Below are 14961 nucleotides of genomic sequence, written 5' to 3'. Positions count from 1 at the left end.
AAATTGTTATTATTCTTAACTAGGATATTGAATTATGTTATAGAAAATTTATAAATAAAGAAATGGAGGTAACGATGACATTTAGCTGGAAAAGGATGATCATCTTAGGTGTTATTATTTTTTTAGGTGGATTAATATGTATACAAAAGGGAAATACCCCCATTACCAATACAATAGATGAATTTACTCAACTGGTTTTAAATAACCAAGAATATGATCTTACACAAGAAGAATTATTACAGTTTAAGGTTGATATACAGTCTTTGGAGTTTGATAAAAGTAGTACTGATATATTACAAAGTCAGTATTTTTTCTTAGGATATATAGAAAATCTTTTAGGAAATTTAGAAGAGAGCAAATCTTATCTAAAGGTAGCAGGGCAATTAGGAGAAAATAGTGACCCTATTATCCAAGTCTTAATGTTAACTTCACAAATAAAAAGTTACTTGCAGGTAGGTGAGAAGGAAAGAGCACAGGAAGTATTTGAAGAGGCCATAGAAGTTGCCCGAAAGCTTAATAATGATATGGTTGCCAAGGTGTATCAAGCTTATGCGAGAAATAGAGTAATCTATAACAATGAAATGGATGCAGCAATCCAACTCATGCAAGAAGCGTTTAAGATTGATTGCTCTGCAGATACAACTGCCTATAATCATCTTTATTTATCACTTATCTATTTAGTAACAAATGATTATGCAAGTGCAATTCAAGAATCTATTATGGCATTAAATATTTGTGAAAAAAATGAATTAGAGTTATTAAAAGGTGCAAGTGTTAAAAGCCTAGGGGATATTTACTATGTTGAAAGAAAATATAATCAGGCTATTTCTATTTATGAGGAACTTTTAAAAGGCAATTATGAAGTAAGTCTTTTAAATGAACTCACCTATCTCTCTTATTTGGCCGATTGTTATGCTATGATTAATCAATTTGATTTAGCACAAGAGATGATAGATAAATTTATTGGATTAACTAGCAGGTTAAATGAGCGAGAGGCACAAAAAGAGCTTAATTGGATTTATTTATTGCGAGCTAAAATTAATATTTTACAATCAGATATTGAATCTGCAAAGCAAGCATTAGGTGTAGCAAGAAGATATTACAATCTTCATCCGGATGAGATGTATGCTAATGTAGATCTATGGGAACAGCAATTAGTTTTAGATTTGAAACTTTTCGAAAATGAAGGGGATAGGCTAATATTAGAAGCATATATAGATGTATTAGAAAAGATAAAAGCAAGAGGTGTGCGAGATGATTTATATTATACAATTAGAGATAGAATTATCTATGTTGGTGACTTATTAGGGAAAAGTGAATTAACAACACTTTATAGAAAAGAAAAAATAGATGAACTGGAAAAAAATGAAGCGCTTAATTATGGTACAGAATTAGGAGCGATTATTAAAAAGTTACATAATGAAAAAAGTTTAAAGATTATTCTATCATGGAAAGCTTTAGTATGTATAGTAGGTAGTATTGCTTTGGTTATATTAGTAAATACTATACACATTCATTTAGCTGATAGAAAAATTAAAAAATTAAATGACATACTATACCAACAAAGTATTACAGACTACTTAACAAAGACTTACAATAAAAAGTACTTGTATGAATATGTGAAAAACTATCATGAACAGGCGTTAATCTGTATGTTAATAGATATTGATTATTTTAAGTTATATAATGATACCTATGGACATGTTGCAGGAGATAAAATACTGGAGAAAGTAGCTCAAGTATTAAAAGAGATCTTTATAGAAGATGCCGTATTTAGGTATGGTGGTGAAGAGTTCTGTATTATTTCAGCAGCTCCCATTCATGAATTTGAGCAAAATATAAAAATATTATATGAAAAATTAGCACAGCTAAGGATTGAACATAAATCATCTAAAATAGCCAGGTATCTAACGGTGAGTGCTGGTGTATATTATGAGGAATTATATAAAGTAGATGCAATAGAGACTATTTTAAAACAGGCAGATGAGAAGCTGTATCAGGCTAAGTCCTTAGGACGTAATCAGTTCGTTATTTAGAGAAAAAAGAAGAGGTTACGATATCAAGAACCTACATGGTTTGTAGATGTCGTAACCTCTTCTTTTTAGTTTTTAAAATAAACTTGAGAGCCAATAATCACAGCTTTTGAGTCAGAGCCATGTCCTATTTGGTTTGTTTTAATAATAGGCAATTGTTCACCTGTATAGTGTTTTACTAGTTCTACAATAGAAGGTACACATTGTTGTTCTTCCATTTGAGTAAAGGTCCCCAGTATGATACCACTTATTTTATCAAATACACCGATTTGTTTAAGTTGATTAAGGTACGTAGTCATTTGAGGTACTGTCCCACCAAAGCTTTCAAGTAATAAAACTTTGTTTGCCATATCAGGCCAAAAAGGTGTACCGGCTAATTTGAGCAAGCATCTGATATTGCCACCTAATACGATGCCTTCTAAAGTGTGACCTTGAATGAAAGTATAGTCAAAGTCATATAAATCATGGGTTCCATCAAAGAGTGTACTGTAGAAATGAGCAATTTGAGTATCGGCATGGTCATAGATCAGATTTCTGACTTGATAGAGTACAGATGGCATACCTGTTTGGGCATAGATAGCATTGAGAATAGTAGTAAGGTCACTATAGCCCCAAAAGTACTTAGAACTTTTAGCAATACAATCAAAGTCTAAGTAAGGAAGTACTTCATTGGCTAAATCACCACCAGAGATATCAAAAATAGCTTTGATTTCATCATCATGATAGAAATCCATCAATGCCTTTGCTCTTTCCATACCAGACCCACTGAAGACACCATCTCTTTCGTAGATGAATGTACTAAAAACAGGAATGAGACCTACTCCAGTTAAAATCTTCTCCAGCACTGCAATTTTACCTTTATTGGACTTAGATTGGCCGTTAGAACAACAAACAATACCGACTTTACTGCCTTTATTTATGTTTATCATCTTTATCATACCTTTCAAAATTAATGATTCTTGTCAATTAAGTGTGGGAGGGTTAAATCAAGATGCATACCTTCGCTTAATGCATGATAAGTTTCAAGTGCTTTAGGGTTAGCAGTATTAGATTTAATCGCTTTGATGAGGATATTTTTAGGTGTATGTTGCATATCGATAAATTCCATTACATTAACTTTGTAGCCCATACCTTCTAAATAAAGTGAACGCATGCCATCTGTAATGAAAGAGGCAATTTTTTCTTTTAAGATGCCATGATTTAAGATAGGGTCAAGTAATGGTGTATGGATTTGAGTATAACACTCATGATGACAACAAGGTACAGCTAAAATGACTTTGGCATCCCAACCAACAGCTTTTGCAAGGGCAGCATCTGTTGCAGTATTGCAAGCATGAAGGGAAACAACCATATCAATCGCTTGGTTTGTAGTATATTTTCCAATGTCACCTACTTGGAATTTGAGATGTTCATAACCTAAATCTTCTGCAAGTTTGTTACAAAAAGCAATGACATCTTCTTTTAAGTCTAAACCAACAATTTCAACTTGTTTATTTTGAATTTCTGTAAGATAGTGATACATTGCAAAAGTTAAATAAGATTTTCCACATCCAAAGTCAATAATACGGATAAAGTCTTGTGCCAGGCTTGGCATTACGGCTTCAATCGTTTCTAAGTACTTATTGATTTGTTTATATTTATCGTATTTAGAAGGTTTAATTTGCCCATCTTCACTCATTAGACCCAGTTTCATTAAGAATCCTTTAGAGGAATCTGTATTTAAGATATACTGCTTTTGACGGTTATGAGAAAGGGTAGCGATTTGCTGTTTTGTTGGTGCTTTACGCTTCATGTTGGCTTCGCCTTTTTTATTCACTAAGGCTTGATAATCTGCAGTCGCTGTATAAAGTTGAATTTGTTTGAAATGGTTACAGTTCGTACGAACAAAATCACCCATTTGATCAAAGCTTACATTTTCGTGGTAGGCTTTATTTTGTTTATAAAGGGTACACTGAACAAGGATAGTACCTTTAAGTTCAATCAACTTAGCTGTAACTTTTTCATATTGGTCTTGTTTCACACGTGGATTACTCCAGATGGCATCTATAAAGTGTCCTTCTTGTAAGGACGTTTCAATTAACTGAATCACTTTTTCCATTTGTATAAATCGCTCCTTCGTTTAAGTACTCCTATGATACTATGAAAAAGGCATGGATGCAACGCTACCTAGACTATACTTTAAAGGAAAATGGCTCTATAATAAGGGTACAAGAAAGGAGGCCAAACATGTTTGAAGCAGATTGGAAAACACTTAATGATACCCAACAGAAGGTTGTGCAAAATATAAAAGATGCCTTATTAGTACTGGCACCTGCTGGTACAGGTAAAACAAAAGTCATTGCCATGCGTACAGCCTATTTATTGCAACAGGGTGTAGCACCTTCATCTATTTTGTGTCTTACCTTTACCAATAAAGCAGCAAAAGAAATGGAGCAGCGTATTTCACTTTATGATAAGGCAAGTAGTAGACAACTTACGATTAAGACCTTTCATTCCTTCTGCTACTATTTGATCAACCAAGAAAAACAAAATGCTAGATTTGCTTTTCCATGTACCATTATTGATGAAAGTGATACGGAAGACATCATTAGGCGTATCGTATTTGCCCTCACAACGGAAGAATGGAAAAAAGTTAATACATTGACCACTTTTCTTGAAAATGTGAAAAAGCACAGGTTACAGGTAGAACCAGCACATCGTCATGAGGATGCTTATGTAGTGAAGGACTACATTGCTATTCATAAGCCAAGAGATCCTTTTATACGTCAATATGGCTTGAAACTATTAGGCAATTATGAGCGATATTTAAGAGATAATAACTGTGTGGATTTTACAGACTTAATTTTAGAAGCGACGTATCTCTTAGAAGACTCAGATATCCGGACGAAGTGGCAAAAGCGTTATCCTTATATTCAAGTGGATGAAATGCAAGATACGAGTATTCGCGAGTATAATATTATTAAAATTTTAGCACAAGAGAATCATGTGGCTTTGTATGGGGATTTTAATCAAACTATTTACGAATGGCGTGGTTCAGCCCCGTATAAAATGATTGAAGATTATAAAAATAATTTTAAACCTATAGAAATATCTCTTGAAACGAATTATCGCAGTACACAGCTTCTTTTAAAAGCAGCTAATGGCTTTATTCGCAATAGTAACCTCTATCCAACCCTTTCTATGCCAAGTGTGAAGGAGATAGGAGAACCTATTGAAGTCTTTTGTGGACGAACCAAGACGCGTGAGATGGAACTTATTACGCAGTCTCTTAAGCAACACTATACAGGCGGAGAAAAAGAAGTTGCTATTTTAACAAGAACCAATGGACTTGCTAAAGATGTATACCGTTATTTAGAGCAAAGGGGGATTCCTTGTATTAAGGTTGAAGATATCAGGCTGATGCGCAGACCAGAGGTCAAGGATCTACTTGCTGTATTTAATTATACAGTGAATCAAAGAAATAGTTATGCCCTTGAGAAAGTCATCAAGCATCAAGTGATACATATGGAGGACTGGCTCATTAAGGAGCTTAAGAAAACAAAATCAGCTTATATGTCATTACATGATTGGTTTTTAGCGGAGAATAATGATCCTTATTATGCGCTCATTAAAGGTTTTGAAAATAATAAAGTGGTTGTACTAGATGTAGAGAGTACGGGACTTGATACAACAACCGATGACATTATCCAAATTGCGGCTATTTGCTATGGGAAAGATGGTGTCAAGGAGCAGCTAGATGTGTTGGTGAAGCCAACGAAGTCAGTAGGTGACTCTTTCTTTGTTCATGGTTTTAGTGATGAACAGTTAGATGCAGAGGGAATGGAGATTAAATGCGCTTTAGGACTCCTTCGAGAATTCGTAGAAGGAAAAGTTGTAGTAGGCCATAATGTAAAATATGACTTATCCATTATTGAAAGTATGTGTGCGAGGTATAAACAGCCAGTGATTGAACATTTAGAGGTATACGATACCCTGGATTTAGCCCACAAAATGTATCCTAAACTTCCAAATCATAAGTTAGAAACCCTTTCCAAACTTATTGAGACAAAGGCAAAGCCAAATCATAATGCATTGCAAGATATTTTAGCAACCAGTGAGGTGTTAACACACTTTATAGAAAAATTAATCAAAACACAGAAGGTACGCTATAGTCAATTAGAGGCCTATTATCCTTATGTAGCCAATTATAAAAAGCAGATTCAAAATATAATTGGTGAAGTTAAAAAGCGTAAAACCTTTGAAGCAATTTCGTATTTAATGAATAGTTGTGGCTATAAGACACATTATAATGATGAGGCATTAGCAAACTTACGCGATTTCTATAAAATGTCTGAAGCACTTTATCAAGAGGATTTCTGTGTAGAAGATAATCGCATGAAATTATTAGCTTTTTCGGCTTTACATGCGAGTGAAGTGGAGCAGAGTGCACTATTTAAAGGCAAGGTCCCTGTTATGACTATGCATCAAGCCAAAGGGTTAGAGTTTGACTATGTCTTTATGGCAGGGTGTAATGAAGGGGTGTTCCCATCTTCAAGAAGTGTACAAGAAGGTTATGTAGAAGAAGAAAAAAGACTGTTTTATGTAGGGATGACAAGAGCACGTAAAAAGCTTTATTTAAGTTATAATAATAGCAAACCTATGAGTTTTCTAATTGAAGAAATTGAAGAAGAGTTCAAAAAGTATAGGCAAGACCATTAGGTATGCTTTATAATACAAGTGAAGACAGAAAAAGAATAAAATGACTTAGGAGGAATATATGTCAAATCAACCAAATGACTTTACCATTGTGCCTATGAACAAACAAAAACGTATTGCACTTGTGGCACATGATGGCCGTAAAAGAGATATTATCGAGTGGGTAAAAGTAAATAAAGATAAACTTTCAAAACATTTCTTATGTGGAACAGGTACAACAGCTAAACTTTTAGCAAATGAAACAGAACTTCCAATTACAGCTTTTAATAGTGGACCACTTGGTGGGGACCAACAAATTGGAGCACGTATTGTAGAAGGTGCTATTGATTTTATGATCTTCTTCTGGGATCCACTTTCATCACAACCACATGATCCGGATGTAAAAGCATTACTTCGTATTGCAGCCCTTTATGATATCCCTGTAGCAACAAACCAATCTACAGCAGATTTCTTATTAACATCACCACTTATGGAACAAGAATATAATCGTAAAATCATTGATTATACAAAGAGAATTCATAGTCGTACAGAAGCTTTTGACAATAATCAACCAATGGTTTAAGACAAAAATATTAAAAAAATTTTTAAGCCGAAACATCCTAAGAATGGCAAATGTTTCGGCTTTTTCAATGTAGTTTTTTAGGAAATTTTGGAAAGAAAAGGATTAGACAAACCGTCTCAAAAATGATATATTTTTTAAGCAGTCATCCATATATAAGAATAAATATTAATTAAGAATGACATTATATAAGACGCTAGAATTTTACTGGGGTTTAATATTAAATCCTATATATTATAAGGGATTGTGAGGGAGAGGTTTATGCAAGTTATTAAGCGAGACGGACAAGAAGTCCAATTTGACGAGACAAAAATTTACAATGCCATTATGAAAGCGATGAAGTATGGAAGTGGTATTGTAGACGAAAAGATTGCCAAAAAGATTGCCGATGAAATTGAAAGCTTTTTTGCTAAGTCACAAGTGAAACCTACAATTTTTCAAATAGAAACGTATGTTTATTTGAAACTTATTGAAAATGGTCATGAATTAACTGCAAAAGCTTATGAAAGTTACCGTGCAATACAATCCTTTAAGCGCGAAACCAATACAACAGACCAAAGTATTATGGGTCTCATTAACTTAACGAATGAAGAAGTCATGAATGAAAATTCTAATAAGAATGCCATGATGGCTTCGACACAACGTGACCTTATCGCAGGGGAAGTATCAAAAGATATTTCAAGAAGAAAAAAATTACCAGCACGTATTGTACAAGCTCATGATGAAGGGGTTCTCCATTTCCATGACATGGACTATTTCATGCAATCAATCTTTAACTGTTGTCTAATCAACATCAAAGATATGTTAGATAATGGTACAGTGATTAATAAACGTATGATTGAAAGTCCAAAAAGCTTCCAAGTTGCATGTACTGTTATGACACAGATTATTGCACAAGTTGCAAGCAGTCAATATGGTGGACAATCTGTAGATGTCAGACATCTAGGTAAATACCTAAGACGTAGTAAAGATAAGTACTACAGACTACTTGAAGGAACAATTGAAGACCCAAAACAGCTTGAAGATGCAGTGATGCGCTTAACAAGAAAAGAGCTTGAATCAGGTGTTCAAACTATCCAATACCAAATCAATACATTAATGACCACAAATGGTCAGAGTCCATTTGTAACATTATTCTTAAATATTGAAGAAGAAGATCCTTATGTAGATGAAGTTGCCCTAATTGTAGAAGAAATCTTAAAGCAACGTTTACAAGGTATCAAAAACGAAAAAGGTATTTATACAACACCAGCTTTCCCAAAATTAATCTACGTGCTTCATGAGCATAATGACCTTGAAGGTGGTAAATATGATTATGTAACAGAGACAGCTGTTAAATGTAGTGCAAAACGTTTATATCCAGATTATATCTCAGCCAAAGAAATGAGTAAGATTTACGAAGGTAATGTTTTCTCATGTATGGGATGTAGAAGCTTCCTTTCACCATGGAAAGATAGTGAAGGAGAATATAAATTTGAAGGTAGATTCAACCAAGGAGTTGTAAGCTTAAATTTACCACAAATTGGTATTGTTGCAGATGGAGATATGGATAAATTCTGGCAGCTACTGGAAAATCGCTTAGATTTATGTTTTGAAGCACTTATGTGTAGACACAATGCTTTAAAAGGTACATTATCAGATGCATCTCCAATCCACTGGCAACATGGTGCCATTGCACGACTTGAACAAGGAGAAGTCATTGACCCACTTTTAATGGATGGCTATTCAACCATTTCTTTAGGCTACATAGGTCTTTATGAGCTAACAAAACTAATGAAAGGTGTCTCTCATATTGAGCCAGAAGGTGAAGCCTTTGCACTAGAAGTAATGCATAAATTAAATGATACAACGAAACGTTGGAAAGATGAGACAGGACTTGGATTTGGTTTATACGGAAGTCCAGCAGAATCTTTATGTTATCGTTTTGCACGTATTGATAAAGCAAAATTTGGTGAAATTGAAGATATTACAGATAAAGGTTACTATACAAATAGTTACCATGTGGATGTAAGAGAAAATATTGATGCTTTCAGCAAATTAAAGTTTGAAAGTCAATTCCAACCTATTTCAACTGGTGGATGTATTTCATATATTGAAATCCCTAATATGAATCATAACTTAGAGGCCTTAAGACAACTCGTAACTTATATTTATCATAACATTCAATATGCTGAATTTAATACAAAGTCAGACTGTTGTCATGTATGTGGTTTCGAAGGTGAAATTACAATAAATGATGATTTAGAATGGGAATGTCCAAGTTGTCACAATAAAGATCAAAACAAGATGAATGTTATTCGTAGAACCTGTGGGTATCTTGGAGATAATTATTGGAATAAAGGTAAAACGCAAGAAATAAAAAGTCGTGTACTTCACTTATAATCGATAAGTACACACCTTATAAGATAGGAGAAAGGCCTAGAGTTTCTAGGCCTTTCATTCATAAAATATAAAGTGAGGTGTCTGTTATGCATTATGCTCAAATGCGTAAATTTGATATTGCCAATGGCATAGGAATACGTACAACGTTGTTTGTATCAGGTTGTACCCATAGATGTCCGAATTGCTTTAACCAAGATTATCAAGCTTTTGACTATGGTAAGATTTGGGATCAAACAGCAGAAGACACTTTTATGAGCTATGTAAAAGATGCAAATGTTCATGGTGTAACAATCTTAGGTGGTGAGCCTATGGAACAAACACAGGATGAAGATTTATATAACCTTTTTAAGCGTATCAAAACAGAAACCAATCAAACTATTTGGGTGTATTCAGGTTATACTTTTGAAGCTATTTTAAAGGATGAAAAGAAACGTCGACTCTTAGAATGGTGCGATGTACTTGTGGATGGACCTTTTATTGAAAGCTTGAAGGATATTAAACTTAAGTTTAGAGGAAGTAGTAATCAGACAATTATTGATGTAAAGGCTTCATTAGTACAAGGAAAAAAGGTACTTTTAGACATAGAATAGAAAGACACAAAAGAAAGAAGCAGGTGGAGAAGATAGATGAATAACCGTATTATTTATTTTGCAAAAGTGAAAGAACAAGCTATTATCCCAACAAAACGAGAAGAAGATGGTGCATTTGATATCTATGCATGTTTTGAAGAAGACTATATGATTATTGAACCACATGAAACAAAAATGATCCCAACAGGCTTGGCATCAGCTTTTTCAGCAGATTATGTAGCTATCTTAAAAGAACGTGGTTCTAATGGGAGCAAAGGAATAGGACAACGCGCAGGCGTTATTGACTCAGGTTATAGAGGAGAATGGTTTGTACCACTCACTAACCATAATCCAGTACCCGTTGTAATCCTTAAAGAAGGGTATGAGGGGGATCAAGAAACCTTTAAAGATGCGATTATCTATCCTTATGAAAAAGGAATGAGCCAATGTATTTTAGTAGAAGTACCAAAGCTTAGAACAGAAGAGATTAGCTATGAAGAACTTCTTAAATTTGAATCTGAACGTGGAACAGGCATGTTAGGTTCATCCGGTAAATAATATAAAGACTTAATATAAAATAGAAATCGCTACTATCAATTTAGATTATGTAGCGATTTTTTTATTTTTTTACAGAATATCTTTTTATAAGTGATTAAATAATAATTAACTATGTTTTTAGATTATTTTTAGGCCTATAATAATTGATTGGATTAAATGTATGAGTATAGGAGAGGAATATGATATAAACATATACAAGGATTAAAATGTATTTTATAATATAGAATATAATATTTTAAACTATAGAATAGAGAAGGGGACTCAATATGATTTATAAACCTTATGGGAAAACGGGAAAAATGGTATCAGCAATAGGCTTTGGAGGCATGCGTTTTAGAGATGATTGTTCTATAGAAGAAGGTGCTGAAATTGTACGTTATGCCAATGAGCTTGGTATCAATTATTTTGATACAGCACCTAATTATTGTCAGGATCGAAGTGAAATTATTTTTGGTGAAGCCTTTAAAGCGATGCCTAAAGATTTTTATGTGTCTACAAAAAGTAGTATTGGCTCAGATCCTACAGCTGATGATGTAAGACGTCGATTAGAAACCTCACTAAAACGTATGGGACTTGAAAAGATTAACTTCTATAATATGTGGTGTATTTTAACTTATGAACAATATAAACGTGTCATAGCAAAGGATGGACCTTATTGGGGAGCATTAAAGGCAAAAGAAGAAGGACTTATTGAGCACTTAGTTTTCTCAACTCATGCTAGTGGGGAAGAAATACGCATGATGGTTGAAGATGGACTTTTTGAAGGTGTGACACTTGGGTATAATGCAGTTAATTTCCCTTATCGTCAAGAAGGGATAGAAGCAGCTTATAAACATGGTCTCGGTGTAGTGACAATGAATCCTTTAGGGGGAGGATTAATTCCACAAAACCAAGATTATTTCTCTTTCCTTAAACAAGATGTAAGTGAATCAACTATTCAAGCAGCGCTTAGATTTAATGCAGCTCATGAGAGTATTTCAGTTGTTCTTTCTGGTATGGGTAGTAAAGAAGAAGTGAAGCATAATATTGAAGCCATGCAAAAGGTGGAAGTCTTTGGGAAGGATCAAATAGATGCTATAAAGGGACAGTTAAGAGAAGAAATGAACGGTTTTTGTACAACTTGTCAATACTGTAAACACTGCCCAAAAGGTATTAATATTCCTGTCTATATGGAGATCTATAATAGCTATATTTTAAAAGGATTAGATGAAGCACGTGCAAAATACCAAGATAACAAAAACTGGGGTGTGATTAAATCAGATATGCCAGGTGCTAAAGACTGTATTAAATGTGGTAAGTGCGAAAAATTATGTACACAGAAATTAGATATTATAAATCGTCTAGAATGGATTGTAAAAGAATTGGATGTACTTTAAGAGATAGACTGAGATTTCATAGAAAAAAGGCTCCTTAGGACATATGTCTTAAAGAGCCTTTTTTCTATGAAGATTTAATATTCCTTAAATGCATATAAACGGTATTTTTAGAAATATTGAGCAGTTCAGCTACTTTAATGACAGCATCTTTAATATTAAAGATACCTTTTTCATAAAGTAGAACGATGATTTCCTTGTTTTTATTTTGAGAAGTGATGTTGTAATCATTGTAAACTTCTTCTTTGGCTACAGTAAGAGCAGAGACAATAACATCATCAATATTTTCAGAGAAGGTTTCCTGATAAATAGGTTCTGGGTTTGTATAGTTATCGATCGTCATAAAGCTACTCAATAAGTTATAAAGGGGAACGTCGGTGTAAAAATTAATACACACAAGGCCAATGATTTTCTTTTTTTCACCTACAATGGGGATAGTGGTAGATTTGAGAACGGTACCTTTTTTATCTTTATTTAAATAGATAATAGGTGAATAATCTTTGTTCTCTTGAATTTTTTTGAGCATGGAAAGGGCAAAGTCAGTAATGGGTGCACCTTCTTTTCTACCAGAATAATGGCCATTTACAATTTTGATAACTGAGTGGTCTAAGTTCTCTAAGCTGTGTAAGATGACTTCATAGCCTATTCCTAAATATTCTCCTAAACCAGACAGCATATGTTTATAGGATTCTAAAATAGAATGATCTCCTGCTGTTAAAACGACATATGGTTCATTTATCATGTTGTCTCCTCCTAGAATGGTATGTTTTTATTATACTATTTAATTAAATTAAAACAAGTATAAAATATTAAAAAAATTCATTGACTAAACTTTTTTTTATTGGTATTATACAAATATAACAATAGTATGAATAAAAGGAGGTTGTTCATAGTGGAAATTGTCAATACAATACATGCTCCAAAAGCCATAGGACCTTATTCTCAAGGTATGATTTGGAATGAACTTATTTTTAGTTCGGGTCAAATTCCAATTGATCCAATAACAGGGAAAATGGTGGAATGTGACATTGAAGGACAAGCTGAGCAAGTTATGAAAAATGTTGAAGCTGTATTAAGAGAAGCAGGAACTACGCTTAGCCATGTTGTCAAAACAACTTGTTTTTTGCAAAACATGGAGGATTTTGCTACTTTTAATAAAGTCTATGAAAAATATTTCATTGGTAAACCAGCAAGATCATGTGTAGCAGTAAAAGCATTACCTAAAAATGCATTATGTGAAGTAGAAGTCATTGCAGTAAGAGAAAAATAACAGATAATCTAGGGAGATGAAAGTTATGAAACAAGAACGCAAACGTGTTAAAAAGGAAACTACTTTTTTCTTAGCAGTCTTACCAATTGTTACAATGATTTTATTACTTGGTGTAGGGTATGGTGTAATGGGACTTAGTCCAGAGATTTTAATGTTAGTATCAGCGGCAGTAGCAGGCATCATCGCTATTTACTTAGGTTATAATTGGAATGATATTATGGATTCTATTGTAGGAAAGTTATCTAAAACTATGCCAGCTATCTTTATTTTGATTATTGTAGGGCTTATGATAGGCACATGGATGATTGGTGGAACGATTCCAATGATGATCTACTATGGTCTTAAAATTATCAGCCCACAGTTTATTGTTGTAACAGCATTCTTAGTAACAGCCTTTGTATCTGTTTGTACAGGTACATCTTGGGGATCAGCTGGTACAATTGGTGTGGCACTTATGGGTGTTGCAGCCGGCATGGATGTTTCCTTACCAATCGTAGCTGGTGCAGTTGTTTCAGGTGCTTATTTCGGAGATAAAATGTCACCTTTATCAGATACAACAAACTTAGCTCCAATTGCAGCAGGTTCAAAACTCTATGATCATATTGGTCATATGCTTTATACAACAGGGCCTGGATTTATTATTTGCTGTATTGTTTATACCATTGTAGGATTTACAATGGGTGGAGATGTAGCCAATGTAGGTACACCAGAAAAAGTAACCACAATTTTAACAACTTTAGAAAGTATTTTTAACTTTAATCCTTTAGTGATTTTACCTCCTCTTATTGTTTTGTATGGTTCAATTCGCAAAAAACCAACGATTCCAGTAATGTTATTATCAAGTGTTGTTGCAGTATTGAGTGCAGTGATCTTCCAAAACTTTAGTTTGCAACAAAGCTTCCAAGCTGCTATTAGTGGTTTTGACTTAAGTATGGTAAGTGTAGCTGGTTTCAGTGCAGATAGTTTAATTCCTGATATTCCAAGACTACTTCAACGTGGTGGTATGACTTCTATGTTAAATACTGTACTGATTGCATTTTGTGCATATGGTTTTGCAGGTACATTAGCTGTAACAGGTTCATTAAATATTGTTCTTGAACGTCTCATGAAAGGTGTAAAGAGTACAGGTGGACTTATTGTTTCAACCATTACAGCTTGCATTACAGCGGTATTTGTAACATCAAATGGTCAGCTTTCTATCTTAGTACCGGGTGAAATGTTCAAAGATACTTATGTAAAAAGAGGTTTAGAACCTAAGAACTTATCTCGTACATTAGAAGATGCAGCAACAGTTATTGAGCCAATTACACCATGGACAGCTGCAGGTGTCTATATGGCAACCACTTTAGGCGTACCTACTTTAGAGTATTTACCATGGGCAATTATTTGCTATACAGGTATTATCTTTGCAACTATTTATGGATTTACAGGTATTGGAATTGCTAAGATCAATAAAAACAGTGAGTACTATGATGACTATGTATCTTTAAATCAAAATCTCTAAGATGAGGAAGTGAATGGA

At 33.8% G+C, this 14961-nt stretch carries 12 protein-coding genes; 9 read left to right on the top strand and 3 right to left on the bottom strand.

Annotated features, from left to right (window positions below):
* Positions 1 to 74: 74 nt before the first annotated feature.
* Entirely contained in the window at positions 75 to 2036 is a 1962-nt protein-coding gene (locus BN2390_RS14915) for a tetratricopeptide repeat-containing diguanylate cyclase (protein WP_053985112.1), read from the top strand.
* Positions 2037 to 2101: 65 nt separating this feature from the next.
* On the opposite strand, the gene BN2390_RS14910 is transcribed toward BN2390_RS14915, so the two are convergent.
* Entirely contained in the window at positions 2102 to 2962 is an 861-nt protein-coding gene (locus BN2390_RS14910) for a S66 family peptidase (RefSeq protein ID WP_053986339.1), read from the bottom strand.
* Between the two features lie 20 nt (positions 2963 to 2982).
* Positions 2983 to 4131, bottom strand: coding sequence for a class I SAM-dependent methyltransferase (locus tag BN2390_RS14905; protein ID WP_053985111.1), 1149 nt, complete (start codon positions 4129 to 4131; stop codon positions 2983 to 2985).
* A gap of 128 nt (positions 4132 to 4259) precedes the next feature.
* Between BN2390_RS14905 and BN2390_RS14900 the strand changes: the two genes are divergently transcribed.
* From BN2390_RS14900 to BN2390_RS14875, 6 genes are all read left to right on the top strand, one after another.
* A complete protein-coding gene (locus tag BN2390_RS14900; RefSeq protein WP_053985110.1) occupies positions 4260 to 6731 on the top strand; it encodes a 3'-5' exonuclease in 2472 nt (823 codons plus the stop codon).
* A 58-nt stretch (positions 6732 to 6789) separates the two neighbouring features.
* Positions 6790 to 7290 (top strand): methylglyoxal synthase, encoded by a 501-nt coding sequence (locus BN2390_RS14895; RefSeq protein WP_198524921.1) that lies wholly within the window; start codon positions 6790 to 6792, stop codon positions 7288 to 7290.
* Positions 7291 to 7548: 258 nt separating this feature from the next.
* Positions 7549 to 9669 (top strand): anaerobic ribonucleoside-triphosphate reductase, encoded by a 2121-nt coding sequence (gene nrdD / locus BN2390_RS14890; protein ID WP_053985109.1) that lies wholly within the window; start codon positions 7549 to 7551, stop codon positions 9667 to 9669.
* Positions 9670 to 9755: 86 nt separating this feature from the next.
* Positions 9756 to 10259: an anaerobic ribonucleoside-triphosphate reductase activating protein gene (gene nrdG / locus BN2390_RS14885; RefSeq protein WP_053985108.1), complete on the top strand. Its 504-nt coding sequence runs from the start codon at positions 9756 to 9758 to the stop codon at positions 10257 to 10259.
* 36 nt (positions 10260 to 10295) lie between these two features.
* Positions 10296 to 10796 carry a dCTP deaminase domain-containing protein gene (locus tag BN2390_RS14880; RefSeq protein WP_053985107.1) on the top strand — a complete coding sequence of 167 codons (501 nt, stop codon included), beginning with the start codon at positions 10296 to 10298 and terminating at the stop codon, positions 10794 to 10796.
* Positions 10797 to 11062: 266 nt separating this feature from the next.
* Positions 11063 to 12172, top strand: a complete 1110-nt coding sequence (locus tag BN2390_RS14875) for an aldo/keto reductase (RefSeq protein ID WP_053985106.1) — start codon at positions 11063 to 11065, stop codon at positions 12170 to 12172.
* A 64-nt stretch (positions 12173 to 12236) separates the two neighbouring features.
* Here the strand turns inward: BN2390_RS14875 and BN2390_RS14870 are convergent, their stop codons facing one another.
* Positions 12237 to 12911: a helix-turn-helix transcriptional regulator gene (locus BN2390_RS14870; RefSeq protein WP_053985105.1), complete on the bottom strand. Its 675-nt coding sequence runs from the start codon at positions 12909 to 12911 to the stop codon at positions 12237 to 12239.
* Between the two features lie 126 nt (positions 12912 to 13037).
* On the opposite strand from BN2390_RS14870, the gene BN2390_RS14865 reads away from it, so the two are divergent.
* Positions 13038 to 13439 carry a RidA family protein gene (locus tag BN2390_RS14865; RefSeq protein WP_053985104.1) on the top strand — a complete coding sequence of 134 codons (402 nt, stop codon included), beginning with the start codon at positions 13038 to 13040 and terminating at the stop codon, positions 13437 to 13439.
* Positions 13440 to 13464: 25 nt separating this feature from the next.
* A complete protein-coding gene (gene nhaC, locus BN2390_RS14860) occupies positions 13465 to 14943 on the top strand; it encodes a Na+/H+ antiporter NhaC (RefSeq protein WP_053985103.1) in 1479 nt (492 codons plus the stop codon).
* The last annotated feature ends 18 nt before the right edge of the window (positions 14944 to 14961 follow it).

This window comes from Niameybacter massiliensis (assembly GCF_001282685.1).
In the GTDB taxonomy this organism is placed as follows: Bacteria; Bacillota; Clostridia; order Lachnospirales; family Cellulosilyticaceae; genus Holtiella; species Holtiella tumoricola.
This window is presented reverse-complemented; position numbering and strand designations above follow the sequence as displayed.

Excerpts from the sequence above, each read along its gene's own strand:
- BN2390_RS14915 (WP_053985112.1), top strand. The coding sequence starts at position 75 with ATGACATTTAGCTGGAAAAGGATGATCATCTTAGGTGTTATTATTTTT.
- BN2390_RS14910 (WP_053986339.1), bottom strand. The coding sequence starts at position 2,962 with ATGATAAACATAAATAAAGGCAGTAAAGTCGGTATTGTTTGTTGTTCT.
- BN2390_RS14905 (WP_053985111.1), bottom strand. The coding sequence starts at position 4,131 with ATGGAAAAAGTGATTCAGTTAATTGAAACGTCCTTACAAGAAGGACAC.
- BN2390_RS14900 (WP_053985110.1), top strand. The coding sequence starts at position 4,260 with ATGTTTGAAGCAGATTGGAAAACACTTAATGATACCCAACAGAAGGTT.
- BN2390_RS14895 (WP_198524921.1), top strand. The coding sequence starts at position 6,790 with ATGTCAAATCAACCAAATGACTTTACCATTGTGCCTATGAACAAACAA.
- nrdD (WP_053985109.1), top strand. The coding sequence starts at position 7,549 with ATGCAAGTTATTAAGCGAGACGGACAAGAAGTCCAATTTGACGAGACA.
- nrdG (WP_053985108.1), top strand. The coding sequence starts at position 9,756 with ATGCATTATGCTCAAATGCGTAAATTTGATATTGCCAATGGCATAGGA.
- BN2390_RS14880 (WP_053985107.1), top strand. The coding sequence starts at position 10,296 with ATGAATAACCGTATTATTTATTTTGCAAAAGTGAAAGAACAAGCTATT.
- BN2390_RS14875 (WP_053985106.1), top strand. The coding sequence starts at position 11,063 with ATGATTTATAAACCTTATGGGAAAACGGGAAAAATGGTATCAGCAATA.
- BN2390_RS14870 (WP_053985105.1), bottom strand. The coding sequence starts at position 12,911 with ATGATAAATGAACCATATGTCGTTTTAACAGCAGGAGATCATTCTATT.
- BN2390_RS14865 (WP_053985104.1), top strand. The coding sequence starts at position 13,038 with ATGAATAAAAGGAGGTTGTTCATAGTGGAAATTGTCAATACAATACAT.
- nhaC (WP_053985103.1), top strand. The coding sequence starts at position 13,465 with ATGAAACAAGAACGCAAACGTGTTAAAAAGGAAACTACTTTTTTCTTA.